Origin of the sequence: Roseibaca sp. Y0-43, assembly GCF_020667835.1 — a bacterium.
GTDB lineage: Bacteria > Pseudomonadota > Alphaproteobacteria > Rhodobacterales > Rhodobacteraceae > Roseinatronobacter.
In genome coordinates, this window is record NZ_JAFMPR010000002.1 from 13,303 (window position 1) to 37,680 (window position 24,378).

At 65.1% G+C, this 24,378-nt stretch carries 24 protein-coding genes; 18 read left to right on the forward strand and 6 right to left on the reverse strand.

Going from position 1 to position 24,378, the window contains the following annotated elements; genetic code table 11:
* The first annotated feature begins 21 nt into the window (after positions 1-21).
* On the forward strand, positions 22-1,161 hold the full coding sequence (locus J1C52_RS02330) for an HPP family protein (protein ID WP_227426319.1): 1,140 nt from the start codon (positions 22-24) through the stop codon (positions 1,159-1,161).
* A 5-nt stretch (positions 1,162-1,166) separates the two neighbouring features.
* Here the strand turns inward: J1C52_RS02330 and J1C52_RS02335 are convergent, their stop codons facing one another.
* On the reverse strand, positions 1,167-2,081 hold the full coding sequence (locus J1C52_RS02335) for a LysR family transcriptional regulator (protein WP_227426320.1): 915 nt from the start codon (positions 2,079-2,081) through the stop codon (positions 1,167-1,169).
* Positions 2,082-2,187: 106 nt separating this feature from the next.
* Here J1C52_RS02335 and J1C52_RS02340 point away from each other — a divergent pair, with 106 nt between their 5' ends.
* Entirely contained in the window at positions 2,188-3,420 is a 1,233-nt protein-coding gene (locus tag J1C52_RS02340) for a urate hydroxylase PuuD (RefSeq protein ID WP_227426321.1), read from the forward strand.
* Between the two features lie 63 nt (positions 3,421-3,483).
* Positions 3,484-4,215, forward strand: a complete 732-nt coding sequence (locus J1C52_RS02345; RefSeq protein ID WP_227426322.1) for a DUF4344 domain-containing metallopeptidase — start codon at positions 3,484-3,486, stop codon at positions 4,213-4,215.
* 3 nt (positions 4,216-4,218) lie between these two features.
* Here J1C52_RS02345 and J1C52_RS02350 read toward each other — a convergent pair whose 3' ends face one another.
* The gene (locus J1C52_RS02350; RefSeq protein WP_227426323.1) at positions 4,219-5,193 is read right to left on the reverse strand and encodes a GlxA family transcriptional regulator; all 975 of its coding nucleotides are present in this window, start codon (positions 5,191-5,193) and stop codon (positions 4,219-4,221) included.
* 152 nt (positions 5,194-5,345) lie between these two features.
* Between J1C52_RS02350 and J1C52_RS02355 the strand changes: the two genes are divergently transcribed.
* Complete coding sequence (locus J1C52_RS02355; RefSeq protein ID WP_227426324.1) at positions 5,346-6,713, forward strand: class II 3-deoxy-7-phosphoheptulonate synthase; 1,368 nt, start codon at positions 5,346-5,348, stop codon at positions 6,711-6,713.
* Between the two features lie 58 nt (positions 6,714-6,771).
* Here the strand turns inward: J1C52_RS02355 and J1C52_RS02360 are convergent, their stop codons facing one another.
* Positions 6,772-7,332 carry a PAS domain-containing protein gene (locus tag J1C52_RS02360; RefSeq protein WP_227426325.1) on the reverse strand — a complete coding sequence of 187 codons (561 nt, stop codon included), beginning with the start codon at positions 7,330-7,332 and terminating at the stop codon, positions 6,772-6,774.
* Between the two features lie 177 nt (positions 7,333-7,509).
* Here J1C52_RS02360 and J1C52_RS02365 point away from each other — a divergent pair, with 177 nt between their 5' ends.
* From J1C52_RS02365 to J1C52_RS02380, 4 genes are all read left to right on the forward strand, one after another.
* On the forward strand, positions 7,510-8,415 hold the full coding sequence (locus J1C52_RS02365; RefSeq protein WP_227426326.1) for a YicC/YloC family endoribonuclease: 906 nt from the start codon (positions 7,510-7,512) through the stop codon (positions 8,413-8,415).
* Between the two features lie 4 nt (positions 8,416-8,419).
* Positions 8,420-9,061 (forward strand): guanylate kinase, encoded by a 642-nt coding sequence (gmk, locus tag J1C52_RS02370; RefSeq protein ID WP_227426327.1) that lies wholly within the window; start codon positions 8,420-8,422, stop codon positions 9,059-9,061.
* An 83-nt stretch (positions 9,062-9,144) separates the two neighbouring features.
* On the forward strand, positions 9,145-9,333 hold the full coding sequence (locus J1C52_RS02375) for a hypothetical protein (RefSeq protein WP_227426328.1): 189 nt from the start codon (positions 9,145-9,147) through the stop codon (positions 9,331-9,333).
* Between the two features lie 158 nt (positions 9,334-9,491).
* Entirely contained in the window at positions 9,492-10,067 is a 576-nt protein-coding gene (locus J1C52_RS02380; protein WP_227426329.1) for a 5-formyltetrahydrofolate cyclo-ligase, read from the forward strand.
* A gap of 275 nt (positions 10,068-10,342) precedes the next feature.
* Here J1C52_RS02380 and J1C52_RS02385 read toward each other — a convergent pair whose 3' ends face one another.
* Positions 10,343-10,987 (reverse strand): ImuA family protein, encoded by a 645-nt coding sequence (locus J1C52_RS02385; protein WP_227426330.1) that lies wholly within the window; start codon positions 10,985-10,987, stop codon positions 10,343-10,345.
* A 131-nt stretch (positions 10,988-11,118) separates the two neighbouring features.
* Between J1C52_RS02385 and J1C52_RS02390 the strand changes: the two genes are divergently transcribed.
* Both J1C52_RS02390 and J1C52_RS02395 read left to right on the forward strand, forming a co-directional pair.
* Positions 11,119-12,159 carry an aldo/keto reductase gene (locus J1C52_RS02390; protein ID WP_227426331.1) on the forward strand — a complete coding sequence of 347 codons (1,041 nt, stop codon included), beginning with the start codon at positions 11,119-11,121 and terminating at the stop codon, positions 12,157-12,159.
* Between the two features lie 3 nt (positions 12,160-12,162).
* Entirely contained in the window at positions 12,163-12,858 is a 696-nt protein-coding gene (locus tag J1C52_RS02395) for an HAD family hydrolase (protein ID WP_227426332.1), read from the forward strand.
* Positions 12,859-12,906: 48 nt separating this feature from the next.
* Here J1C52_RS02395 and J1C52_RS02400 read toward each other — a convergent pair whose 3' ends face one another.
* Together J1C52_RS02400 and J1C52_RS02405 are read right to left on the reverse strand one after the other, a co-directional pair.
* Positions 12,907-13,314: a VOC family protein gene (locus J1C52_RS02400; protein WP_227426333.1), complete on the reverse strand. Its 408-nt coding sequence runs from the start codon at positions 13,312-13,314 to the stop codon at positions 12,907-12,909.
* On the reverse strand, positions 13,298-14,773 hold the full coding sequence (locus J1C52_RS02405) for a replicative DNA helicase (RefSeq protein ID WP_227426659.1): 1,476 nt from the start codon (positions 14,771-14,773) through the stop codon (positions 13,298-13,300). Before J1C52_RS02405 ends, J1C52_RS02400 begins: the two co-directional genes overlap by 17 nt.
* 183 nt (positions 14,774-14,956) lie before the next feature.
* Here J1C52_RS02405 and hisS point away from each other — a divergent pair, with 183 nt between their 5' ends.
* The 8 genes from hisS (at position 14,957) to J1C52_RS02445 (ending at position 24,361) form a co-directional block, all read left to right on the forward strand.
* Positions 14,957-16,600, forward strand: a complete 1,644-nt coding sequence (gene hisS / locus J1C52_RS02410) for a histidine--tRNA ligase (RefSeq protein ID WP_227426334.1) — start codon at positions 14,957-14,959, stop codon at positions 16,598-16,600.
* Positions 16,597-17,673 carry an ATP phosphoribosyltransferase regulatory subunit gene (locus J1C52_RS02415; RefSeq protein ID WP_227426335.1) on the forward strand — a complete coding sequence of 359 codons (1,077 nt, stop codon included), beginning with the start codon at positions 16,597-16,599 and terminating at the stop codon, positions 17,671-17,673. The genes hisS and J1C52_RS02415 overlap by 4 nt, the downstream gene beginning before the upstream one ends.
* Positions 17,670-18,383, forward strand: coding sequence for an ATP phosphoribosyltransferase (gene hisG / locus J1C52_RS02420; RefSeq protein WP_227426336.1), 714 nt, complete (start codon positions 17,670-17,672; stop codon positions 18,381-18,383). The genes J1C52_RS02415 and hisG overlap by 4 nt, the downstream gene beginning before the upstream one ends.
* 97 nt (positions 18,384-18,480) lie before the next feature.
* A complete protein-coding gene (locus J1C52_RS02425; protein WP_227426337.1) occupies positions 18,481-19,047 on the forward strand; it encodes a serine O-acetyltransferase in 567 nt (188 codons plus the stop codon).
* Positions 19,047-20,240 carry a hypothetical protein gene (locus J1C52_RS02430; RefSeq protein ID WP_227426338.1) on the forward strand — a complete coding sequence of 398 codons (1,194 nt, stop codon included), beginning with the start codon at positions 19,047-19,049 and terminating at the stop codon, positions 20,238-20,240. Before J1C52_RS02425 ends, J1C52_RS02430 begins: the two co-directional genes overlap by 1 nt.
* Positions 20,237-21,616 (forward strand): cytochrome P450, encoded by a 1,380-nt coding sequence (locus J1C52_RS02435; RefSeq protein WP_227426339.1) that lies wholly within the window; start codon positions 20,237-20,239, stop codon positions 21,614-21,616. The genes J1C52_RS02430 and J1C52_RS02435 overlap by 4 nt, the downstream gene beginning before the upstream one ends.
* A 66-nt stretch (positions 21,617-21,682) precedes the next feature.
* Positions 21,683-22,600 (forward strand): MBL fold metallo-hydrolase, encoded by a 918-nt coding sequence (locus J1C52_RS02440; protein ID WP_227426340.1) that lies wholly within the window; start codon positions 21,683-21,685, stop codon positions 22,598-22,600.
* A gap of 114 nt (positions 22,601-22,714) precedes the next feature.
* Positions 22,715-24,361 (forward strand): peptidoglycan-binding domain-containing protein, encoded by a 1,647-nt coding sequence (locus tag J1C52_RS02445; RefSeq protein WP_227426341.1) that lies wholly within the window; start codon positions 22,715-22,717, stop codon positions 24,359-24,361.
* Positions 24,362-24,378: the final 17 nt, after the last annotated feature.

Genomic DNA, 24,378 nt, shown 5'->3' on the forward strand with positions numbered 1-24,378 from the left:
ATATGACGGAGACCGCCGCCCATGTGGAAAACGCTTGGCCCCGCCATGGCGCGCGTCACCGTCAAAGAGGCGGTGCGCGCGGGGCTTGGTGCGCTTCTGGCCGTGGGGCTGATCGCGGCCTTCCTGCTCTCGCCAGAGGTGGACACGCGCTTCGGTCTGTATCTGGTGGCCCCGTTCGGCGCGTCTGCGGTCATGGTCTTTGCCGTGCCCAACAGCCCGCTGGCCCAGCCTTGGTCGGTCATCATCGGCAACAGCCTTGGCGCGGCCATCGGGGTGGCGATGTGCTACCTTGTGCCCGACGCGACCTTGCGCGTGGCGCTGGCGGTGTCGGTCACGATCCTTGCCATGGCGCAGCTGCGCGCAGTGCACCCGCCGGCGGGCGGCGTTGCCATGGCAGCAGCGCTTCACCCCGAAGAGATCTTTCCCCTTGGCTTCTGGTTCGTGCTGACGCCCATCGGCCTTGGGGCCGTGTCGCTGGTGGCCATCGGGGCGGTCTATGCGCGCATGACGGGGCGCAAATACCCGTTCCGGCAATATGACGGGCCGGGCCGCGCGGGCACGCAGGACCGCGACCCCAGCGACCGCGTGGGCCTGTCCGAAGAGCAGTTGACCAGCATTCTGGAGCGTTACCGCCAGTCCTTCAACCTTGGCACCGAAGACCTCGCGCGCCTGATCGGTGCCGCCCAGATGGAGGCGGTCGCCCAAAGCACCGGCCCGCTGACGGCGGCGGACATCATGTCGCGCGATCTGGTCACGGTTGCGCCCGAAACGCCCTTGGGCAAGGTCGCGGCGCTGTTTCGCCATCACCGTTTCACGACCCTGCCTGTGGTGGGGGCGGATGGGCTGTTTCAGGGCATCATCTTTCAGCTGGACCTTATCAGCCGCGCCAGCGAAGACGCGCGGCTGCTGCGTGGGCAGTTCGAAATTTCCATGCGGCGGCTGACGGGGCAAGGCGCGCAACCGATGGGCACGGCGGCGGATGTGATGTGCGCCAAGGGACCGCGCGTCGCCCCCACAACGCCGTTGGGCGCGCTGCTGCCGATGATGGCGGATGGCGAGACCGAAGCCGTGCCAGTGGTAGAAGACAAACGCATTGTCGGGGTCGTTACCCGCGCCGACATGCTGGCGGTGCTGGCGCGCCGGGCGCGCTACACCAAGTAACGTGGTCAGCCTGGGGTTTGGGCCAGCGCGTCGCGAATGCGATCTGCGATAAAGTCGATGAACAGCGTCACTTTCGGGTCGCGCAAGCGGCGATGCGGTGTCAGGGCGGCCAAGGTCACGGGCAGGGGCGGGGTTTCGGTCGCCACGGGCACCAGCGCGCCGCTGGCCAGATGCTCGGCCACCTCGAACACAGGCTTCAGGATAATCCCCCGCCCATCGAGCGCCCAGCCGGTCAGCACATCGCCGTCATCCGATTCGAACGGCCCGCTGATCTTGAAGCGTTTCGGCCCCTCGGGCGTTTGCAGCGCCCATTGAAATTCGGTGGCCCCCGGATAGCGCAGCGTCAGGCAATCGTGTTTCTCGGCCACAAGTGCCGCGCCGTCGCGGGGCAGGCCGCGCCGCGCGATATAGTCGGGCGCTGCGCACAGCACCCGCGCGCATTCCGACAGCATCCGCATCTTCAGCCCCGAATCCTCCAGCGTGCCAAGGTGGAACGCCAGGTCCAGCCCTTCGGCGGTCACATCCACCTTGCGGTCCGACAGGCGCAGGCGCAGGTCGATCTGGGGGTGGGCGTCCTTGAACGCGGGCACATGCGGCGCGATCAACCGCCGCCCCAGCCCCAAGGGCGCGGCCACGAAGAGCGTGCCGCGCGGCTGCGCGCTGGCATGGGTCAGCGCGGCTTCGGCATCTGCCACGGCATCGAGCACGCGCTGCGCGCCCTCGTAGAACAGCCGTCCGTTCGAAGTGGGTTGCAGCGACCGCGTGGTGCGGTTGAACAGCCGCACGCCCAGATGCTTTTCCAACTCCGCCACCCGCGCCGAGGCGACGGCGGGCGAGGTGCGCTGATCGCGCGCCGCCGCCGACATGCTGCCCAATTCATAGACACGCACGAACATCTGGAGATTGCTCAGATAGGCCATGTTGATTTTCAGGCTGTATTTGAAAGTGATGGGTGTTTTATGGAATTAACAGAAAGCGCCGCGCCGGTATAGCCTGCCGAGAACCACAAATACGAAAGGGCCAACCATGTTCGAGCTTGCCGTCATCGGTGCATGGGCTGAATTTGCCGTGCGCTGGCTGCATGTCATCACCGCGATAGCCTGGATCGGGTCCAGCTTTTATTTCATCGCGCTGGATCTGGGCCTGCGCAAATCGCCCAGCCTTGCGCCGGGGGCGCATGGCGAAGAATGGCAGGTCCATGGTGGCGGCTTTTACCACATCCAGAAATATCTGGTCGCGCCCGACAAGCTGCCCGACCACCTGATCTGGCATAAATGGCAAAGCTACTGGACATGGATTTCCGGCTTCACGCTGCTCGTTCTGGTCTATTACGTGGGTGCGGAATTCTACCTGATCGACCTAGAGAAGATGGAGTTGCAGACATGGCAGGCGGTGGCGATCTCGGTCGCGTCGCTGGGTCTGGGCTGGGTCATCTATGACCAGCTGTGCAAATCCCGCTTCGGAGAGGACAACACCCGCCTGATGGTGTTCCTGTTCGTGCTGCTGGTCATCATGGCATGGGGCTACACGCAGGTCTTCACCGGTCGCGCGGCGCTGCTGCACCTAGGCGCGTTCACCGCCACCATCATGTCGGGCAATGTGTTCTTCATCATCATCCCGAACCAGAAAATCGTCGTGGCCGACCTGAAAGCGGGGCGCACGCCGGATGCAAAGTATGGCAAGATCGCCAAGCAACGCTCGACCCATAACAATTACCTGACGCTGCCGGTCCTGTTCCTGATGCTGTCCAACCACTACCCGCTGGCCTTTGCGTCCGACTATAACTGGCTGATCGCGGGGCTGGTGTTCCTGATGGGGGTCACGATCCGGCATTTCTTCAACTCCATGCATATGGGGCAGGGGTATAAGTGGTGGACATGGGTCGCGACCGTCCTGCTGTTCGCGGGTGTCGTGATGCTGTCGGTCATGGGCCAGCCCAAGGATGTCGCCGAGGAAGAGGTGGCAAGCCTGTCGCCCGCCGCCGCGCGCTTCATGAATGACCCGGCCTTCGAGGATGTCTATTGGACAGTGCAGGGCCATTGTTCGATGTGCCATTCGGAAGAACCGCTCTGGCCGGGGCTGCATTGGGCGCCCAAGGCCGTGGTCTTGCAAACCGAAGCGCAGGTCGCGCGCGCGGCGCAAGCCATCTACCTGCAAGCGGGCGTCAGCCACGCGATGCCGCCGGGCAGCACCGTGCTGATGGACGATTACGCCCGCCAGGACATCCGTGACTGGTTCGAGCGCAACGCGGGGTCGTAAGCTGCGCTTGCAGCGTTAGTGATCCGGTGTAAGCTACTTTTGGGTTGGGTAGCGGGGGCGATCATGCGACAGCGCGCGATCTTTGTGGCGGTGCTGGCTGGCAGCATGGCACTGGCTAATGTGGCGCAGGCGGATGAAGACGCCTTTGTCGAAGCCAATATCCTAGGCATCTTCTACCACGAATTGGGCCACGCGATCATCGACATCGAAGGGCTGCCGATTTTTGGGCAGGAAGAAGATGCGGCGGACGTGTTTTCCATCCTCATGATCGACGCCTATTTCGACCCCGATACCGCGCTGGACCTTGCCTACAGTGTCGCGCTGGGCTTCTGGGGCGAGAAGGTCATGCGCGAGGCCGAGGGCAATGAGAACGCCTATTGGGGTGTGCACGGCCCTGACGAGCAGCGCTTTTACAATACGGTCTGCCTGTTCTACGGCGCGGACCCCGACCTGCGCGATGATTTCGCCGAGGAAATGGACCTGCCTGACGAACGCGCCGAGCTTTGCCCCGACGAGTTCACGCTGGCCAATGACAGTTGGGGTCCGGTGCTGGACGAACTAGAGGCGCTGGAAGACGGCTGGCCCTTGGTCTTTACTGAAGGCACGGGCTTCGCTTCCGAGATTGCCGCGGAAGTGGAAGTGCTGAATGAACAATTGCAACTTTCGCACGAATTGCTCGTCTCGGTGCAGGAGTGTGACGAGCCGAACGCCTTCTACGAACTCGACACCGTCGAGATTGTCTTTTGCTCCGAATTCGAACCCTATTTGCGCGACATGTATCAGCGCTTGAACTAGGCGCTACTCTTCACCATGCGCGCCGCGCTCGCGGTAGGGCGTTGTATCATATTGCGCGCGGTAGCATTTCGAGAAATGCGAGGGCGAGGTGAACCCCGCCGCCAGTGCTACGTTGATGACGCTCATATCCGTCTGCATGAGCAGGTTGCGCGCGCGTTCCAGCCGCAGCTCCATGTAATATCGCTTGGGGCTGCGGTTCAGGTAGCGGCGGAACAGGCGTTCCAGCTGGCGGGTGGACATGTCGACCGCCTCGGCCAGGTCGGACGGGCTTATCGGGTCTTCGATATGGCTTTCCATGATCTCTATCACCCGCGCCAGCTTGGGGTGGCGCACGCCAATGCGCGCCGGGATCGACAGGCGCTGGGTGTCGCGGTTGGTGCGGATCGCGGAATAGACAAGCTGGTCGGCCACGGAATTGGCCAGGTCGCTGCCATGGCTCGACGCGATCAAAGCAAGGATCATGTCGAGCGACGCGATCCCCCCCGCCGCCGTGATGCGCGCGCCATCGACCACGAAGACGGTGCGCGCCAGATCGACCTCGGTGAATTCCTCTGCCATGGCATTGAAGTTTTCCCAATGGATGGTCGCGCGTTTGCCATCCAGCAGCCCCGCCTTGGCCAAGGCCCAGGACGCGGTGCAAATACCGCCGATGCGGTTGCCATGCCGCGCGCGCTTGCGCAGCCATGACAGCACACCCGCACTGGTCGCGCGCTGCACATCGACGCCGCCGCAGACCACGATCAGCGCGTCATTCGGCAGGTCGTCCATCTTGGTCGTTCCCGCGATCTCCGTTCCGTTCGAGCATTTGACCGACCCGCCATGCTCGCTGACCAACTGCCATGTATAGAGCGTGCGCCCGGCCACGCGGTTGGCCAGACGCAACGGCTCTATCGCAGAAGAAAAGGCGATCAGGGTGAACCGGTCCAGCAGCAAAAACGCCACATGCGCTGGGCTGGACTGACTGGCGGGTTTCGTCATTGGCACGGGCTATCGGCTGCGCGGAAGTTGATCGACACAAACAGGTTTCATTTTCCCACGCAAGAGCAAACGCATTTGCAAGCGCCGGACGCCTTTTGTATAGGGTGGCGCACGCGCACCATGGTGGCGCAACCAGACACCCGGAGGGCATGATGACACAAAACTGGACCAAATCGTCGTGGCGGCAAAAGCCGCGCATCCAGATGCCCGACTATCCCGACCAGGACGCGCTGCACCGGGTCGAGGCGAAACTCTCCAGCTACCCGCCGCTGGTTTTTGCCGGTGAAGCCCGCGCGCTCAAGCGCAAGCTGGGCGCGGCTGCCCGTGGCGAGGCGTTCCTGCTGCAAGGCGGGGACTGCGCTGAAAGCTTTGCCGAGTTCAACGCCGACAGCATCCGCGACACGTTCAAGGTGCTGTTGCAAATGGCGATCGTGCTGACCTATGGCGCCAAAGTGCCGGTGGTGAAGGTGGGCCGGATGGCGGGCCAATTCGCCAAGCCGCGCTCGTCGGCCATGGAAACCATGGGCGGGGTGGAACTGCCCAGCTACCGGGGCGACATCATCAACGGGTTCGATTTCACGCCAGAGGCGCGCATCCCGGACCCCGACCGCATGTTGCAGGCCTATACGCAGGCGGCGGCCAGCCTGAACCTGCTGCGCGCCTTCTCGACGGGGGGCTATGCCGACATGCACCGCGTGCATTCCTGGACGCTGGGCTTTTCCGAGGGCGAAAAGGCCGAACGCTACCGCGAGATGACGAACCGCATTTCCGACACGCTCGACTTCCTGACGGCGGCGGGTATCACCTCGGAGACCAGCCGCGACCTGGCGACGGTCGATTTCTACACCAGCCATGAAGCGCTGTTGCTGGAATACGAAGAAGCGCTCTGCCGGGTCGACTCGACCTCTGGCCAGCCGATTGCCGGTTCCGGCCACCTGATCTGGATCGGCGACCGCACCCGCCAGCCCGATGGCGCGCATGTCGAATTCTGCCGGGGCGTGCAAAACCCCATCGGCCTGAAATGCGGCCCGTCGCTGACGGCGGATGACCTGAAAGTGCTGCTGGCCAAGCTGAACCCGACCAACGAAGCGGGCCGCCTGACGCTGATCGCGCGTTTCGGGGCCGGGCAGGTCGGCGATCACCTGCCGCGCCTGATTAAAGCAGTGCAGGAAGAGGGCGCGAATGTGCTTTGGACCTGCGACCCGATGCACGGCAATGTCATCAAATCCTCGACCGGCTACAAGACCCGGCCGTTTGAATCGATCCTGCGCGAAGTGCGCGAATTCTTCGCCGTGCACAATGCCGAGGGCACCATCCCCGGCGGCGTGCATTTCGAGATGACGGGCAAGGATGTAACCGAATGCACCGGCGGTCTGCACGCGGTGAGCGACGAAGATCTGTCACAGCGCTATCACACCGCCTGTGACCCGCGCCTGAATGCCAGCCAATCGCTGGAACTGGCCTTCTTGGTGGCAGAAGAACTGGACGGGCGGCGCGAGAAACTGGCCGCCGCCAGCTAAAGCGTAGCGACATGCAAAATCGGGGCCGGAGCGTGACAGCGCTTCGGCCCTTTTTTCATCAGGCTTTGCCGCCGGTGATAACCCGCAGCATGGGCGCCGTGTCCTGCGCGACAGGGGCGGCTTTGGCCGTTGCAAAACGGCGCGGGCGGCGACCGATCCGGCCCTGACGTTCCAGCACGCCCAGAACATGGGTGATCCGCCCATTCGCGTCGCAAAGCGGCATCAGCGCCAGCTGCGCGCTCATCTCGGGCTGGCCAAAGCCACGTTCTGCCTGCAAGGCCAGCGTCGCGCGCGCGCCATGGCCAACGATTTCAAGGGCCGACATGATGTCCTCGCGCGCGTCGGGGCCAAAAAGGGCGGTCAGCGGCATTCCCCGCAGGTCCATGCCCAGCACGTCCTCTATCTGGTGGCCGCACAGGCGAATGCGGGCCACGCGCGGGGTGACGAATTCGGCCAGGAACACATGCGGCAACGCATCGGCCAGCGCGGCGGGGTCGAGGGCGGCGCGGGCGGGCAGGGCGGTGCGGCTGCGCAGGCTGGCCCAATGCGCGCAGACCTGTGCGACCAGCGGATAGTCCGTCTGCGTCTCGGGGCGGTTGAAGCGGGTCATGTCACTCATCTGGCAGGTCTCTCTTACGCGAAGGGCGCGCCGGGCACCGGGATTACAGGCTCGGGGCTGCTCTGACTTTCATCTTTGGGCAAGCTCCGTTAACACCCCCTTAATAGACCAGATTGTGACAGATTTCTGCCACATTCTGGGCAAATGGTTAACCGCTTGGCCAGATGCGGAGGGGACATGCTGCATTCCATGACCGGCTATGCCAGCCGACAGGGCGCTGCCGATCTGGCAGGCCAACGCATGACATGGGATTGGGAGCTGCGCGCGGTCAACGGGCGCGGGCTGGACCTGCGCCTGCGCCTGCCAGATGGTTTCGGGTTTCTGGAAAAACCCTTGCGCGACAAGCTTTCCGCCCAAATCTCGCGCGGCAATGTGGCGCTGTCCCTGCGGCTGCGCGCAGTCCGGCCAGAGGGGCGCGCGCCCATTGATGAGGCGGCCCTGCAAGACCTGTTCCAGACCCTTGCGCAGATGCACGCGCAGGCCGCGGCCAAGGGTCTGGACCTGCGCGCGCCCACTACGCTCGACGTGCTGTCATGGCGCGGCCTGAACCCCGACGGCCATGATGCTGCCACAATCGACACGGCAGAATTGGGCAAGCTGCTGCTGGCGGATATGGAGGGGTTGCTCGCCGCCTTCAACGCCGCGCGCCAAGGCGAGGGGCAGGCGCTGCACGCCATCCTGTCGGGCCAGATCGACCAGATCGCGGCGCTTGTGCTGGATGCCCGCGCGCGCGTGCCCGAACGCGCCGCCGCGCTGCGCACGCTGTTCCAAGGTGTGATCGCGCAATTCACCGATGGTACGCAGGCCGACCCTGCCCGGCTGGAGCAAGAACTGGCGCTACAAGCCGTCAAATCCGACCTGTCCGAGGAACTGGACCGTCTGGACGCCCATTGCGCCGCCGCCCGTGCGCTTTTGTCCGAAGGCGGCGCGATCGGTCGGCGTCTGGATTTCCTGACGCAGGAATTCAACCGCGAGGCCAACACGCTCTGTTCCAAGGCGCAGCATATAGAGTTGACGCGCATCGGTCTGGAGATGAAAAGCGTCATCGACCAGATGCGCGAGCAAGTTCAGAACCTGGAGTAGACACATGACCCGTCGCGGGCTTCTCATCATCCTGTCATCGCCGTCTGGCGCGGGCAAATCGACCTTGGCCAAGCGGCTGATGGCATGGGACGATACGCTGCGCTTCTCGGTCTCTGCCACCACGCGAGCGCCGCGCGCGGGCGAGGTGGACGGGCGCGAATACTATTTCCGCAGCCACGAGGAATTCGCCGCCATGATCGCGGCGGGCGAGATGCTGGAACATGCCGAGGTGTTCGGCAATTTCTACGGCTCGCCCAAGGGTCCGGTGGTCGAGGCGATGGACGCCGGGCGCGACACGCTTTTCGACATCGACTGGCAGGGCGGGCAGCAGGTGCGCAATTCCAGTCTTGGCAAGGACGTGATTTCCATCTTCATCCTGCCGCCCTCGATTGCCGAACTGGAACGCCGCCTGCATGGGCGCGCGCAAGACAGCGCCGAGGTGATAGAAGGCAGGATGCGCAAATCCCGCGACGAGATAAGCCATTGGGCGGAATACGATTATGTTCTGGTCAATGACGATCTGGACGCGACAGAGTCCCGCCTGCGCGCCATCATCGAAGGCGAGCGCCTGCGCCGCGACCGCCAGCCGGGGCTGAACGATTTCGTGCGCGGGCTGAATGCAGAGTTCGAAGCGCGGCGTGGCTGAGGCGCGCGCGGGACGAAGTGATTAACTTTTTGGTCAGACCTTGCTACTATGCTGGAAAAACAAAACAGCGAGTGGGCAGCGACATGGTTATCGGGCACGTTCTATTCGGCATGGTTTTCGGCGCTTTCGGCGGGGCATTGGCCCTTGGGCTGAACGCGCCTTTCCCGGCGGGGCTGGTCGCCTACAGCGCCTCGGGGGCGATGGGGTTTCTGGTGTCGGTCCTGTGTGCCGACATCCTGCGCGCGCGTCTGGTGCTGGCCCGCACGCGCTAGGGCCGGGTTTCACGGCACTGGGGTTGCTATCCGGTGCGTGTCGGTTGCGCGCCGCGCTGCGTCGGTGCTGGCTTTGACTGCGTATTGGCGCCGTGCAAGCTTTGCCATGGACCGCGCCTGGCCGTATGGCCAGCCGCAGATGACGGGGCAGGGACCGGATGAGCGAAGACAAATCTGCCAGCCGCGCCGCCGCCGCCAAACGCCGCGCCGAGGCGCATGAGGGCAATGCCCAAGCGGCAGCGCAGGCCGCCTGTGACCGGCTGACACAGGTCTTGCAGGCGCGGTTCGGCGCGTCGCTTGGTGGTCGCATATTGGCCGGCTACATGCCCATGCGCAGCGAGATCAGCCCGCTGCCGGCCATGCACGCGCATCCCGGCCCGGTCTGCGTGCCCGTCATCCCGGCGTTGCACAGCCCGCTGATCTTTCATCGCTGGACCCCTGACATGCCGATGGTGCCGGGCCGCTTCGGTGCGCGTGTGCCTGAACAGGCAGAGGCGCTTGTGCCGCAAATCCTGATCGTGCCGCTTCTGGCCTATGACGCGCGCGGCTACCGGCTGGGCTATGGCGGCGGCTTTTACGACCGCACGCTTGCGCAATTGCGCGCGCAGGGCAGGGTGCTGGCCGTGGGGCTGGCCTATGTCGCTCAGGAACAGCCCGAGGTGCCGACAGAATCCACCGATGAGAAATTGGACCTGATCGTCACGGAAACGGGCGTGCTGGAAATTCCGCGCTGATACGCGCGCCGGGGGGGGCACGCACGCGCAAGCGGGTCATAAAGCCGGGGTATCTGGCGGCATTTGCGCGCGGGCCAGGTTCGAACGCTCGTGCCGCTGTCCTACAGCCTTTGCAGCCTCCGAAGTCTTGGCCTGCCCGCCCGAAAGCAGAGTGCCGCCGCGTCGTCATCGGCTCAATCCGTCCGCACCCGCATCCTTGCCCTTCGCGCGACGGAGCGCGCGGGCGACGGACGTGGCAAGCCAATTCCCGCGCCCCGGTTGCAATCGCGCCGTGCCTAGCCGCTGGCCCCCGTCCTAGCCGCTGCCCCCGTCGCGGGCTCGTCCAAGCCTTCCAGCCACAGATGCCCGCCATCGCGCTGCACATGCCAGCTTGCGGGCGGGGCCATGCGGGCGCGGGCGCGTGTCAGCCGCCATGCCATGCCCACCGGGTCGGCGGGCGTGGTGCCGCGCGCGGGGCACGCGGCCATGTGCCAGCGGCTTTCCACCCCCGGCGTGCCGCCATCCCCCGGTGTCAACACCAGCGCGCGCAGATTGGCCGCCGGGTTGCGTGCGCGCCGCCTTGCCAGCCCCGACTCTGCCGCCAGATGCAGGCGGCGCAGGGGCGTCATGGCCACCGGCTCTGCCAGGTCGACCACCACCAGCGCGCAAGCCCCGCTGCGCAAGCCATCCTCGGCGCAGGCCAGTAATTCCGAAGGGCGCGGGCTTTCGGCCCAGATCACCCCGCCGGGGTCCGCCCAGTCCGCCAGCCCTTGCGGGCTGATCCGGTCGGGATTGTGCGACAGGCGCAGCCACAACACGGGCGCAGCCCCCGGCATGGCCCAGACCGCCAGCACGCGCCGCGCCGGCCCGCAAAACTCATGCGCGCGCCCTGGTGCAAGCGTCAGCACCTGGTCCAGCGCAAAGCCCTGATCGTCCAGCATGGCAGCTCCAAATGTTCATATAATGTTCCATTTTGGCGCGCCCCGCCCGAAAAAGCAAGAAAAACGGTTTAACTTACCCGCGCAGCCGCTAAGTTGCGCCGCAAGCACGACACACAGGAAGGATGCCCTTGATGCGCAAAGTGAAACTTGGCCGAAGCGAGTTGATGGTGTCGGAATATTGCCTTGGCACCATGACCTATGGCAGCCAGACCGACGAGGCCGACGCCCACCGCCAGCTGGACATGGCATGGGAGGCGGGGATCAATTTCCTCGATGCCGCAGAGATGTATCCGGTCAACCCGGTCACGCTGGAAACCGCGGGCCGGACCGAGGAAATCATCGGCCGCTGGCTGGCCAGCCGCAAACCCGCGGATGCCGTGATCGCCACCAAGATCACCGGGGCCGGGTCGAACGCGGTCCCCGGCGGGGTCGAGATTTCGCCCGAGCGGATGCGCGCGGCGGTCGATGCGTCGCTTGCCCGCTTGCAGAGCGATTGCATCGACATCTACCAGCTGCACTGGCCCAATCGCGGCTCGTATCACTTCCGCAAAAGCTGGAGCTTCGACCCCTCTGGCCAGAACCGCACCGAGACGGTCGCCCATATGCGCGAGATCCTGCATGTCGCGGCAGAGCTGGTTGCGGCGGGCAAGATCCGGCATATCGCGCTGTCGAATGAAACCGCCTGGGGCACCGCCATGTGGTTGCGGATCGCCGAGGAAGAGGGGCTTCCCCGCGTTCTGACCATGCAGAACGAATATTCGCTGCTGTGCCGCTATTTCGACCTGGACATGGCAGAGCTGTGCTTCAACGAGGAGATCCCGCTTCTGGCCTACACCCCCTTGGCGGCGGGGCTGCTGACGGGCAAATACGCCGGTAATGTCACGCCTGACGGCTCTCGCCGCTCACGCAATGACGATCTGGGCGGGCGCATCACGGGCCGCGTGTTCGAGGCGGTCTCTGGCTATCTGGCGATTGCCAACGAGCATGGCATCGACGCGGTGCATATGGCCATCAACTGGACCTTGACGCGGCCCGCGCCGACCTTGCCCATCATCGGTGCAACCACGTCTGACCAGCTTGCGCATCTGCTGAAAGGGGTGGATGTCGCGATCACCCCAGAGATGCGCGCCGCCATCGACCAGATGAACCGCGCCATGCCGATGGTGTTCTGATCCATGCCTTTGCCCGCCTTGCGCGCGGTGCTGTTCGACAAGGACGGCACGCTCTTTGACTTTGCCGCAAGCTGGGCGGGCTGGATCGCGGAGGTGATCGACACGCTGTCAGAGGGCGACGCGGCGCGCGCCAATACCATCGCGCAGGCGGTGGAATTCGACCGCGCCGCCCGCGCCTTTGCCCCCACATCGCCACTGATCGCGGGCACGTTGGCCGAAGCCGCCGACCTGATCCGCCCGCATCTGCCGCCCGCGCGGGCGGCGGGGCTGGATGGCTTCCTTCTGGACAGTGCAACAACCGCCGATATGGTCCCGCCCGTGCCGCTTGCGCCCTTGTTGGGGGGCTTGCGCGCGCGGGGGCTGGTGCTGGGTGTGGCCACGAATGACGCCGAAGCGGCGGCGCGCGCGCATCTGGACCGTGCCGGGATCGCGAACCAGTTCGCCCACGTTCTGGGCTATGACAGCGGCTATACGCCCAAGCCCGCGCCCGACATGTTGCTGGGCTTTGCCGCCCGCGCAGGGCTGCCACCGCAGAGCGTGGCCATGGTGGGCGACAGCACGCATGATCTGCATGCCGGGCGCGCTGCTGGGATGGTCTGCATCGGCGTGCTGACGGGGCTGGCGGATGAAGCGACCCTTGCGCCCCATGCCGATCTGGTGCTGCCCGATATCGGGCATCTGCCGCATCATCTGGGATGACGGGATGGCGGGCTATCCCCGCCTATAGGCGTTGCGACACGGCAAAGTTCAGTCGAGGATTTCAATCTCGGGATTAGTCTTTGCGTAATGCGCCAGCCGAGAGGCAAGCGTTCCGACATGCAGCTCCAGCTTATGCCCGTCCGGGTCTTGCAAATAAAGCGACGCGCCTTCCGAGCGGTTCGCTTTCCAGCGCGGCGCATCGCTCAGCCGCGCGGTTAGCCGCGCGAACCCCTCTGGCGTGACCGAAAACGCGATATGGCTGTCATCTTGCGCGGGCTGTGGCTGGCCCAGTTCCAGACACAGCCACAGCGCGCCCCCTTCAAGGTAGGCCAAGCGCGGGCCGCGTGCGCGCGAGCGAAGGCCCAAGCGTTCGCAGTAAAACCCAAGCGCGCGGTCCAGATCGGCCACGACCAGCGTGACATGGTTCACGCCGGTGATGTCAGAACCGGTCGCCATCCTGCTGCCATTCTTTGGCAAGGTTGCCGAAGCGGGTGAACTGGCCTTCGAATTTCAGCTCTACCGTGCCAATCGGCCCGTGACGCTGCTTGCCGATGATGACCTCGGCCTTGCCATGGACTTGCTCCATCTTGGCCTTCCACGCGGCCATCTTGTCCAACTCATCCTCGCCCGGTTTTTCGCGCTCGCGGTAATATTCGTCGCGATAGACGAACATCACCACATCGGCATCCTGCTCGATAGAGCCGGATTCGCGGAGGTCCGACAGTTGGGGCCGCTTGTCCTCGCGCGATTCCACGTTCCGCGACAACTGCGACAGCGCGATGACGGGGATGTTCAGTTCCTTGGCGATGGCTTTCAGCCCTTGGGTGATTTCCGACACCTCTTGCACGCGGCTTTCCTTGGATGACCCGCGCAGCAGCTGCAAATAGTCCACCATCAGCACGTCCAGCCCATGTGTGCGTTTCAGGCGGCGGGCGCGGGCGGCGACCTGGCTAATGGGCAGGGCGGGCGTGTCGTCAATGTAAAGCGGGCAGGATTCGAGCGCCTTGGCGGCTTCGACAAAGCGGCGGAACTCGGCCTCTGACATGTCGCCCCGGCGGATTTGTTCGCTGGGCACCTCGGCGGCCTCAGAAAGGATCCGCGCGGCCAATTGCTCGGCGCTCATTTCAAGCGAGAAGAACCCCACCGCGCCGCCCTCGATCGCGCCCTCGGTCCCGTCGGGCTTGCGGCCTACGCGGTAGGCCTTGGCGATGTTGAAGGCGATGTTGGTGGCAAGCGAGGTTTTGCCCATCGACGGACGCCCCGCCAAGATCAGCAAATCCGACGGGTGCAGCCCGCCCAGCTTCTTGTCGAGGTCGATCAACCCGGTCGAGATACCCGCCAGCCCGCCGTCACGCTGATAGGCGGCATTGGCCATCTGCACGGCGTCCGTCACGGCTTTCAGGAAACTTTGAAAGCCGCGCTCGGCAACCCCTTGCTCGGCCAGTTTATACAGGCGCTGCTCGGCCTCGACGATCTGCTCTTTCGGCTCTGACGCCACGTCCATCTTTTGCGCCTGCGCGGCAATATCCTGTCCCAGCCGGATCAGGTCGCGCCGCACGGCAAGGTCGTAGATCATCTGCGCATAGTCGCGCGCCGCATAGGCCGAGATCGCCGCCGCCGCCAGGCGCGCCAGATAGGCCGCACCGCCCAGTTCCTTCAGCCCCTCGTCATCTTCCATGAAGGCTTTGAGCGTGACCGGCGAGGCCAGAGCATTCTTTGCGATCCGCGCGCTTGCAATGTCGAAAATGCGCTGATGGACGGGTTCATAGAAATGATCCGCCTTCACCAGCGACGAAATCCGGTCGTAAATATCGTTATTGACCAGAATCGCCCCCAGAAGCTGCTGCTCTGCTTCGATGTTATGCGGCAGCGTTTCTGCCGGACCCTCGGGGCGGATCGTGCTGATTTCGTTCATTTGGGCCATGCCACCGCTATATCTGGTAAGGCCAGAGTCTTAACGGATTCGGGCGGAAATCGCAAAATGTATAACTCTGTGGAAAACCGGGGGAGAAGCCGCGCGGGCCTTGCCCTTGCCCCGCGCAAGCCCTTGGGCTAAGGCCATTTGCGACAAGCACACCCCGAAACAGGAGCCCCGCAGATGGCCAAATCCAAAGGCCCGAGCCGTCCGAAAGCGCAGACCCCGAAAGGGTTCCGTGATTATTTCGGCAGCGATGTGACCGCGCGCAAGGCAATGTTGGACAAGATCGCAGAGGTCTACCATCGCTACGGGTTCGACGCCTTGGAAACCTCGGCGGTGGAAACGGTCGAAGCCTTGGGCAAGTTCCTGCCCGATGTGGACCGCCCGAACGAGGGCGTCTTCGCATGGCAGGAAGACGACGATTGGCTGGCTTTGCGCTACGACCTGACCGCCCCCTTGGCCCGCGTGGCGGCGCAATACCGGCAGGATTTGCCGACGCCCTACCGCCGCTTTGCCATGGGGCCGGTCTGGCGCAATGAAAAGCCGGGGCCGGGGCGGTTTCGGCAGTTTTATCAATGCGATGCGGATACGGTCGGGGCCGCGTCGGTGGCGGCTGACGCCGAGATTTGCGCCATGCTGGCGGATGCGTTGGAAGCCGTGGGGATTGCACGCGGCGATTACGTGATCCGGGTGAATAACCGCAAGGTGCTGAATGGCGTGATGGAGGTTGCGGGGATACTGGACCCGGCGGACCCTTCGAAATTCGAGCATGAACGCGGGATCGTGCTGCGCGCCATCGACAAGCTGGACCGTCTAGGTGTCGATGGCGTGCGCGCGCTGCTCGGTGAGGGGCGCAAGGATGAGAGCGGGGACTTCACGAAGGGGGCAGGGCTGAACGATGCTGAGGCATACGTTGTATTACAATTCTTCGACTTTGAAGCCCAAAGAGAACGCAGACTTCTGAACCTAGCAGATTTGGAAAGCCGTTCGGGCGGAAAGTTAGAAGAAAAGTCTCGCGAGGCTATACTCGCGGGCGACTATAGCAACACAGCCATTCCATATGAATGGCGTCAACGCCTTAACGATTTCACAATTTCGATCCTTCGCGGTCTCGTCGATGGTTCTGTTCCGGGTATTCCCGCGTCAGACGTGGGCCTAGAGGGTGTTGAAGAACTCGAACAAATCGCCTCTCTCCTCGCCGCCCAAGGCTACGGCCCCGACCGCATCCTGATCGACCCCTCGGTCGTCCGTGGCCTTGGCTATTATACCGGCCCGGTGTTCGAGGCGGAACTGACCTTTGAAATCCTCGACGAAAAAGGCCGTCCGCGTCAGTTCGGCTCTGTCGCAGGTGGTGGGCGCTATGACGATCTGGTCAAGCGCTTCACCGGCCAGACGGTGCCCGCGACCGGGGTCAGCATCGGGGTGGATCGCTTGCTGGCGGCGCTCGACGCCAAAGGTAAAGGGCCGGCAAAGGCGCAAGGCCCGGTGGTCGTGACCGTCATGGACCGCACCCGCATGGCCGATTACATGGCGCTGGTGAACGAGTTGCGCCAAGCGGGCATCCGCGCCGAGATGTATCTGGGCAACCCCAAGAATTTCGGCAACCAGTTGAAATATGCCGATAAGCGCGAAAGCCCCGTCGCCATCATCATGGGCGAGGATGAGGCGACAAAGGGCGTTGTGCAGGTGAAAGACCTGATCCTTGGCGCGAAGATCGCGGCGGAAGCCTCTGTCGAGGAATGGAAATCACAGGTTCAACAAGTCGAAGTGCCGCGCGCGCAGATGGTCGCCACCGTGCGCGAGATATTGGCCCGCTACGCATGAGCCGCGCCGAGGACATAGCCCAAGACCTGCTGGCGCGGATGCTGGATGCAGGTGCTGCGCGCGTGACGCCCGACATTCTGCAACCGGCGGAAACGCTCTTGGACCTGTATGGCGAGGATATCCGCGCGCGTGCCTATGTCACCCATGACCCCGCGATGGGCGAGATGATGCTGCGCCCCGATTTCACCGTGCCGGTGGTGCAGGCGCATATGGCAGAGGGGGCTGAACCCGCACGCTACGCCTATGCCGGGCCGGTGTTTCGCAAGCAATCCAGCCTGCGCGCGCGGGAATATCTGCAAGTGGGTTACGAGGTTTTCGCCCGCGATATCGAAGCGCAGGCCGATGCCGAGGTCTTCGCATTGTTCGCGCGGCTGCTGGACGGCTACAACCTGCGCCCCGTGACGGGCGATATGGGCCTGATTACCGCCGCCGTGGCGGGGCTGTCCACGTCGGATCGGCGGCGCGCGGCGCTGTTGCGCCATGTCTGGCGGCCCAAGCGCTTTCGGGCGCTGCTTGAGAGGATGCGCGGGCAGGGCGCGCTTGCCACTGAGCGCGCGGCGCTGATCGCGCGGTTGCGCACGGCCCCGCCGGCTGTTCTGATCGAACAGGCCGGCCCCCATCTGGGCCTGCGGTCAGAGGACGAGATCGCCGAGCGCGTCGCCTCGCTTCTGGAGGACGCGGACGCAGCCCCCATTCCCGAGGGGCAGGCGCAAGCGCTGGAGGCGCTTTTGTCGCTCGCCGCACCCGCGCGCGCGGCGCTGAAGCAGATGCGCGCCATGGGCTGGGACGCGCTTGCGCCCGCGCTCGACCGGCTGGAGGCGCGGCTCGATGCGCTGGACGCGGCGGGGATCGACACCGAAACCTTGCCGTTCGAGGCAAGCTTCGGCCGCACCACGATGGAATATTACGACGGCTTCGTCTTTGGCTTTACCGCGCGCGACGACCTGCCGCCCGTGGCCTCTGGCGGGCGCTATGACGCGCTGACGGCGGTTCTGGGCCAAGGCCGCGCCATCCCGGCGGTGGGCGGCGTCATCCGGCCCGACCTGTTGGCCAGTCTGGAGGGCGGGCAATGACCATCAAGCTGGGCGTGCCGTCCAAGGGGCGGTTGATGGAGCAGACATTCGAGTGGTTCGCCGACCGCGGGCTGACCTTGTCGCGCTCCGGGTCGGCGCGCGAATATGCGGGCGTTGTCGAAGGGGTCGACGGGGTGGAACTGGTGCTCTTGTCGGCCAGTGAAATCCCGCGCGAACTGGCGGCTGGGCGCATTCATCTGGGCGTGACCGGGTCCGACCTTGTGCGCGAAACCTTGCCGGACTGGCGTGCGTCAGTGGTCGAGGTCGCGCAAATGGGCTTTGGCCATGCCGACCTGATCTTGGCGGTGCCGGTCACATGGGTTGATGTCGACACGCTCGACGATCTGGATGCGGCGGCGGCGGCCTTTCGCGCGCGTCACGGCTTTCGGCTGCGGATTGCCACGAAATACCACCGCCTTGTGCGCGACCATCTGCGCGCGCATGGCGTGGCCGATTACCAACTGGTCGACAGCCAGGGCGCGACCGAGGGCACGATCCGCAACCTGACGGCCGAGGCGGTGGCCGACATCACCTCTACCGGCGAGACCTTGCGCGCGAACCACCTGAAAATCCTGCAAGGCCCGCCCATCCATAGCTCGCAAGCCACGCTGTTTGCCGCCAAAGCTGCATCATGGCGCGGGTCAGAGGACGCCTTGGGCTTGCTTTCAGCGCGTCTAGGCGTGATCTTGTCGTCAGAGGCCTTTGCCTAACCGCGCGTCGCGGCCCGGCAAATGGCAGGAGTGACGGGGTTTACGAGTGGTGTTGGACGGCCAAGCTGCAAATTCGACACGCGCCAAGGCGGCGCCCTTGCCCGATGGCAGCCGGAACATGAACCCCGCCGGTATCGGGTTCTGGTCGCTTGTGGCCGAAGATCTGGCCACGCATCGCGGCGACTGGCTGGCCCAAGGCTTCTGGTGCCTGTTCTGGCACCGTTTCGGCAATTGGCGCATGTCGATCCGCTTCAAGCCCGCGCGCATGGTGCTGACGGCGATCTACCGCTTCATGTTCAAGCTGTGCCAATGGATGGGCGGGATAGAGCTGCCCTATACCGTGGAGGTCGGCCGCCGCGTCCGGCTGGAGCATTTCGGCGGCATGGTGCTGGTCGCGCGCACGATCGGCAATGACGTGGTCCTGCGCCAGAACACCACCCTTGGCATTCCGCGCGATGACGACATCGCTGCCCGCCCCGTGCTCGAGGATCATGTCGATGTGGGCGCGGGTGCCGTCATCCTTGGCGATATCGTCATCGGGCGCGGCGCGATCATCGGGGCGAATGCGGTTGTCACGCGCGATGTGCCGCCCGGTGCGGTCATGCTGGGCGTGCCCGCGCGCTGTGTGCGGCTGCGCGACCCGGCAGAGATCGGGGCCGCGTGATGGCCGGGGCGGGGCAGCCGTTTCGGCGGCAGGTGTTCTACATCCCCGGCTATGACCCTTTCCCGCCGCGCCGCTACCGCGAGCTTTACCGCACCGAAGGGGCCGCCCAAGCGGCTATTTCCGGCTACAAGCTGCGCCAAAGGCCGTTCAAGGGCGATGGCCCCTATGGCTGGGTGGTCAGCGCCGAGATGGAGGGCAGCGCCGCCGAGAGCCGCATCCAGATCCTCGAATGGTCGGACATCGTGCGTTCGTCAATGGCGGCGGGGATATGGGCCACCTATGCGCTGCTACTGCGCACGGCGTGGATCTATATCTCGACCGGGGCGCTGTTTCGGCTGTTTCGGTTGCGCGCGGGGCCGGGGATCGCGGCCATGTATCCGGTGGTCATGCTGCTGGGCCAGCTTTTGGTCGCTTGTTTGGCGGCCTTGGCGCTTGGCTGGGGGCTGTCTTTCGTCTTGCCCGGATGGCTGGCCTATCCTCTGGGCCTTGGCGTGGTCTGGCCCATATTGGAAGGGTTTCGCCGCATAGACGGCAAGTTCTTCGTGCATTACCTGCTGCTGGATTTCGCCTTTACCGCCAAGCACAAGGGCCGCAACCCGCCAGAGCTGGAGGCGCGTCTGGACGAATTCGCCGCCCTCATTCGCGCGGCCCTCGCCGATCCCGATCTGGACGAGGTGCTGGTCGTCGGCCATTCCTCTGGCGTTCATCTGGGCGTGTCGGTTCTGGCGCGCGTGGTGGCGGGGGATGTGGCTGCGGGAAAACTGGCTTTCTTGTCCTTGGGCCATGCGGTGCCGATGCAATCCTACCTGCCGCAAGCGCAGGGCTTGCGCGCCGATCTGGCGGCGCTTTCGCAATCCGACAAGCTGTTCTGGCTGGATGTGACCGCGCCGGGCGACGGCTGTTGCTATGCGCTCTGCGACCCGGTGGCCTGCTCTGGCGCGGGCAGCGAGGGGCAGAAATGGCCGCTGGTGATTTCGGCGGCCTTCACCCAAAGCCTGCGGCCAGAAACCTATGCCAAGTTCAAGCGCCGCTATTTCCGGCTGCATTTTCAATACCTTTGCGCTTTCGATGCGCCGAAGGATTACGATTATTTCCAGATCACGGCGGGGCCGGTTTCCTTGGCCGAACGGTTCGCGGGCCGCAAACCCTCTGCCAGCGTTTCGCGCGCCTGCTACTTGCCGGGGGCTGCGTGACACGCCCGCCCATGCCCGATCACCGCGCCGACCGGGTGGCGTTTTGGCGGCATGTGCTGATGTTCCGGCGCGATATTCTGTCGGCGCAGCCTGCGAAACTCTACCGCGCCAAGATGGCCGAGATGCGGCTGCCCTTCCTGCACTCTGTCATGGTCAACACGCCCGATTTGGTGCGGCTGGTGCTGCAAGAGCGGGCGGGCGATTTCCCGAAATCGGGCCGCGTGGCCGAGGGGTTGCGCCCGCTCTTGGGCAAGTCTGTCTTTGTCACCAATGGCGCGACATGGGCGCGCCAGCGCCGCATGATCGACCCGGCGTTCGAAGGGGGCCGCCTGCGCGACACGTTTCCAGCCATGTGGGACGCGACCCAAGCCATGGCCGCGCGCCTGACCCAAGGCTGGGCAGAGGTCGAGGCGCTGACCAGCCACGCCGCCGCCGATGTCATCTTCCGCACGCTCTTTTCCGTGCCCATAGAGGACGCGACCGCGTCCGAGGTCTATCAAAGCTTCCGCGCCCATCAGCGTGCCGCCCCCATCCTGAACTTGGCCGCGATCGTGCCCTTGCCGCGCTGGGTGCCGCGCCCCATGCCGCGCGCGGCCCGCCTGACCGCCAAACGCATCCGCGCGCTCATCACCGGTATGACAGAGGCGCGTGCGGTTGCCATCGCCGCAGGCACCGCGCCAGACGATCTGGCCACCAAGATCATGACCACAAGCGACCCCGACACCGGCGCGGTGTTCGAGACGGATGAAATGGTCGATCAGGTGGCGATCTTCTTTTTGGCAGGGCATGAGACCAGCGCCTCGGCGCTGGCTTGGGCGCTTTATCTGATCGCAACCCATCCCGACTGGCAGGACAGGCTCGCGGCAGAGGCGCAGGCGCTCGCCCCCCATCTGGACGGCCCCGCGCCGGACTTCGGTATCTTGCGGCAATTCCCCCTGATCCGCGACACGTTCCGCGAGGCGCTGCGCCTTTACCCGCCCGTGCCGATGATGGTGCGCGAGGCGGCCAAGCCGGAAAGCTTCCGCAACCGCCCCATCGCCCCCGGCGCGCAGGTCATCGTCAGCCCGTGGCATATGGGGCGCAACGAAACCATCTGGCCCGATCCGCACGCATTTCGCCCCGAACGCTGGCAAGAGGACGAGAGCCGCGCGCGGGCCCGCGACGGCTATATCCCGTTTTCAGCAGGCCCGCGCGTCTGTCCCGGCGCGGGCTTTGCCATGGCCGAAGGCGTGCTGATGCTGGCGCGCATTCTGGCGCAGTGGCGCCTGCGCGCCGACCCCGCCCGCGTGCCGGTGCCGCAAGCGCATATGACCGTGCGCGCCCGCGATGGCATCTGGCTGGAGTTTGCCTTGCGCGACACGCAGGGCGCAGCATAAACAAACATATGCGCATCGCTGAATTCGTGGCATCCCGCCGCGGTGCCGTGCCCGAGGAGATCTGCCATGAAACCCGCCGCCCTCATCTGCGCCGCCATGTTGGCCTTGCCGTTGCCCGCTTTGGCCGATGTGCTGACCATCCAGCCCGTGACCGAGAATGTCTGGGCCATCGTCGGCCCGCTGGAACAGCGCAACCCCGAAAACCTTGGCAATAACGCCACGTTCGGGCTGGTCGTGACAGAGGCGGGCGCGGTGCTGATGGACCCCGGCGGTTCGTGGAAGGGGGCCGCGATGCTGCATGACGCCATCCGCCAGATCACCGACACGCCCGTGACCCATGTCATCAACACGGGCGGGCAGGACCATCGCTGGCTGGGCAATGGCTATTGGCAGGCGCAGGGGGCAACCGTCATCGCCTCTGACGCGGCGGTGGCGGATCAGGCAGCGCGCGGGTCCATGCAGCTGACGGGGCTGTCGCAACTGATCGGGGCAGACGGGCTGGAGGGCACCGAGCCGAGCTATGCCGACATCACATTCGCCAGCGATTACGCGCTGGAGCTGGGCGGCCAAACCCTGCACATCCTGCACCGGGGGCAGGCGCATACTCCGGGCGACAGTTTTGTCTGGCTGGAAAGCGCCGATACGATGTTCACCGGTGATATTGTCTATGTCGACCGTATCTTGGGCAATGGCGCGCAATCCAATGTCAAAAGCTGGATCGCCGCGTTCGATGCGATGGCCGCATATGAGCCCGCCCATATCGTGCCCGGTCACGGCCCGGCTACGGATCTGCCTAAGGCCCGCGCGGAAACCTATGACTACCTTGTCAACCTGCGCACCCGGATCGGGGCGCTTCTGGACGAGGGCGGCACGATCCTTGATGCGCCCGGCATTGACCAGTCGGCATGGTCCTATCTGGTCGAGTTCGACAGCCTTGCAGGCCGCAACGCCCAGACCGCCTTTGAACAGATGGAATGGGAATAGCGCGAACCCGCCGATGTGATCGCCCACGCGCGGGGTTCGGCGCATGGCACGATTGCGCGCGTGCCGCCCGCCCGTTACTCTTGCCCCATGTTGCTTGCAATCCGGAGGGGCACCATGCGCAAACTGGTTCTGGCGGTTCTGTTCGGCCTTGCTGCGCTGCCCTTGCGGGCCGAAAACGTGGCCCTGCTGCTGGAATCGCGCGACTACCGCAACCTGCCGGAATTGACCGACCGGGCGCTTCTGGATCAGGCGCAAGGGCTGCTGACCCGGCGCGGCTTTGACGTGATCGTCGCGCGCGATCTGCCCATGGGCGATCTGCGCGCCGAACTGGCAGCCGTGCAGGCGCAACTGGCCGAAGGGCAGATCGCGCGGCTGATCGTGCTGGCCTCTGGTTGGTTCGCAAGCTCTGACAGCGGCGCGTGGGTTCTGGCCAGCGATGCCGATGTGCCAAGCCTTGCCACGGCCGATGGCGCGGGGCTGCGGCTGGATACGATCATGGAAATCGCGGCCCAAGCCCGCGATGCCGCGCATCTGTGGCTGGTCGTCCCCGATGCCGATGATCTGGACGGCAGCCTTGGCGCGGGCCTGCGTGCGGGCCTGCCCGACCGTCTGGCGGTGCCGCGCGGTGTGGCGGTCCTGCGCGGCGAAGGCGGGGCGGTCATCTCGGGGCTGGATGTCGTCTTGCAGCCGGGCACGACCCTGTCCGAAGCCCTCGCCGCCAATCGCGCGCTGCGCGCCGAAGGCACCGTTCCCACCTTGGTGCCCTTCCTGCCCGAGGGTTTCGCGCCCATCGCCCGCGCCGACCGCGAGGCATGGGAAGACGCCCGCGCCACCGACACCGAAGAGGCTTATCGCGCCTATCTGGGCCAATATCCCAACGGGTTGAACGCACAGGCCGCGCGCGACCGGATAGAGGCGCTGCGCAACGCGCCCGAACGCATAGAGGCCGATCTGGCGCTGAGCCGCGACGAACGCCGCGCCATCCAGCGCGACCTGACCACGCTGGGCTATGACACGCGCGGTATCGACGGCTTGTTCGGGCCGGGCACGCGTGGCGCCATTGCCGCGTGGCAAGACCGCTACCAGTTCGACCAGACCGGCTATCTGACCCGCGACCAGATTTTCCAACTGGCGGGCCAAGCCGCGCGCCGCGCCGCAGAGCTGGAAGCCGAGGAACGCGAACGCCGATTGGCCGAAGAACGCGCCGACCGCGCCTTTTGGGAAGGCACTGGCGCAGGCCGTGACGAGGCGGGGCTGCGCGCCTATCTCGAGCGCTACCCGAACGGCATCTTCGCCAGCCTCGCCCGCGAGCGTCTGGCGCAGATAGAGGCCGAGGCCCGCGCGCAAGCCGATCGCGACGCATGGGCGCGCGCTCAAGCTGCTGACACGGTGCGCGCTTATCGGCGCTATCTGGCTGATTTTCCCGAAGGCGAATTCGCATCCCTCGCTCGACAGCGTCTAAACGCCATGGCCCCGGTCGCCCCTGTTCCGGAAGTGCCGCCTCTGACCCCGCCCGACCCCGGCGCGGCAGAGGCCGAAGAGGCGCGGCTGAACCTGCCCTTGGCGGTGCGCCTGCTGGTGGAGCGGCGGCTTCAATCGCTCGGTCATGCGCCCGGCCCGGTCGATGGCAACTTGGACCAGGACAGCCGCCGCGCCATTTCCGCCGCGCAAGCGCAGTTCGACCTGCCGGTGACGGGCTATCTCAGCCAGCCGCTGCTGGACGCGATGCTGCAAGATGCGCTGGACGGGCTCTTGCGCTAGGCTTGCCATGCCGGTGC

Coding starts and splice junctions, on each gene's coding strand:
- J1C52_RS02400 (WP_227426333.1), bottom strand. CDS start 13,314: ATGGCGACCGGTTCTGACATCACCGGCGTGAACCATGTCACGCTGGTC.
- J1C52_RS02335 (WP_227426320.1), bottom strand. CDS start 2,081: ATGGCCTATCTGAGCAATCTCCAGATGTTCGTGCGTGTCTATGAATTG.
- hisS (WP_227426334.1), top strand. CDS start 14,957: ATGGCCAAATCCAAAGGCCCGAGCCGTCCGAAAGCGCAGACCCCGAAA.
- J1C52_RS02380 (WP_227426329.1), top strand. CDS start 9,492: ATGAGCGAAGACAAATCTGCCAGCCGCGCCGCCGCCGCCAAACGCCGC.
- J1C52_RS02405 (WP_227426659.1), bottom strand. CDS start 14,773: ATGAACGAAATCAGCACGATCCGCCCCGAGGGTCCGGCAGAAACGCTG.
- J1C52_RS02415 (WP_227426335.1), top strand. CDS start 16,597: ATGAGCCGCGCCGAGGACATAGCCCAAGACCTGCTGGCGCGGATGCTG.
- J1C52_RS02390 (WP_227426331.1), top strand. CDS start 11,119: ATGCGCAAAGTGAAACTTGGCCGAAGCGAGTTGATGGTGTCGGAATAT.
- J1C52_RS02440 (WP_227426340.1), top strand. CDS start 21,683: ATGAAACCCGCCGCCCTCATCTGCGCCGCCATGTTGGCCTTGCCGTTG.
- J1C52_RS02330 (WP_227426319.1), top strand. CDS start 22: ATGTGGAAAACGCTTGGCCCCGCCATGGCGCGCGTCACCGTCAAAGAG.
- J1C52_RS02345 (WP_227426322.1), top strand. CDS start 3,484: ATGCGACAGCGCGCGATCTTTGTGGCGGTGCTGGCTGGCAGCATGGCA.
- J1C52_RS02350 (WP_227426323.1), bottom strand. CDS start 5,193: ATGACGAAACCCGCCAGTCAGTCCAGCCCAGCGCATGTGGCGTTTTTG.
- gmk (WP_227426327.1), top strand. CDS start 8,420: ATGACCCGTCGCGGGCTTCTCATCATCCTGTCATCGCCGTCTGGCGCG.
- J1C52_RS02360 (WP_227426325.1), bottom strand. CDS start 7,332: ATGAGTGACATGACCCGCTTCAACCGCCCCGAGACGCAGACGGACTAT.
- J1C52_RS02375 (WP_227426328.1), top strand. CDS start 9,145: ATGGTTATCGGGCACGTTCTATTCGGCATGGTTTTCGGCGCTTTCGGC.
- J1C52_RS02355 (WP_227426324.1), top strand. CDS start 5,346: ATGACACAAAACTGGACCAAATCGTCGTGGCGGCAAAAGCCGCGCATC.
- J1C52_RS02340 (WP_227426321.1), top strand. CDS start 2,188: ATGTTCGAGCTTGCCGTCATCGGTGCATGGGCTGAATTTGCCGTGCGC.
- J1C52_RS02430 (WP_227426338.1), top strand. CDS start 19,047: ATGGCCGGGGCGGGGCAGCCGTTTCGGCGGCAGGTGTTCTACATCCCC.
- hisG (WP_227426336.1), top strand. CDS start 17,670: ATGACCATCAAGCTGGGCGTGCCGTCCAAGGGGCGGTTGATGGAGCAG.
- J1C52_RS02365 (WP_227426326.1), top strand. CDS start 7,510: ATGCTGCATTCCATGACCGGCTATGCCAGCCGACAGGGCGCTGCCGAT.
- J1C52_RS02395 (WP_227426332.1), top strand. CDS start 12,163: ATGCCTTTGCCCGCCTTGCGCGCGGTGCTGTTCGACAAGGACGGCACG.
- J1C52_RS02445 (WP_227426341.1), top strand. CDS start 22,715: ATGCGCAAACTGGTTCTGGCGGTTCTGTTCGGCCTTGCTGCGCTGCCC.
- J1C52_RS02385 (WP_227426330.1), bottom strand. CDS start 10,987: ATGCTGGACGATCAGGGCTTTGCGCTGGACCAGGTGCTGACGCTTGCA.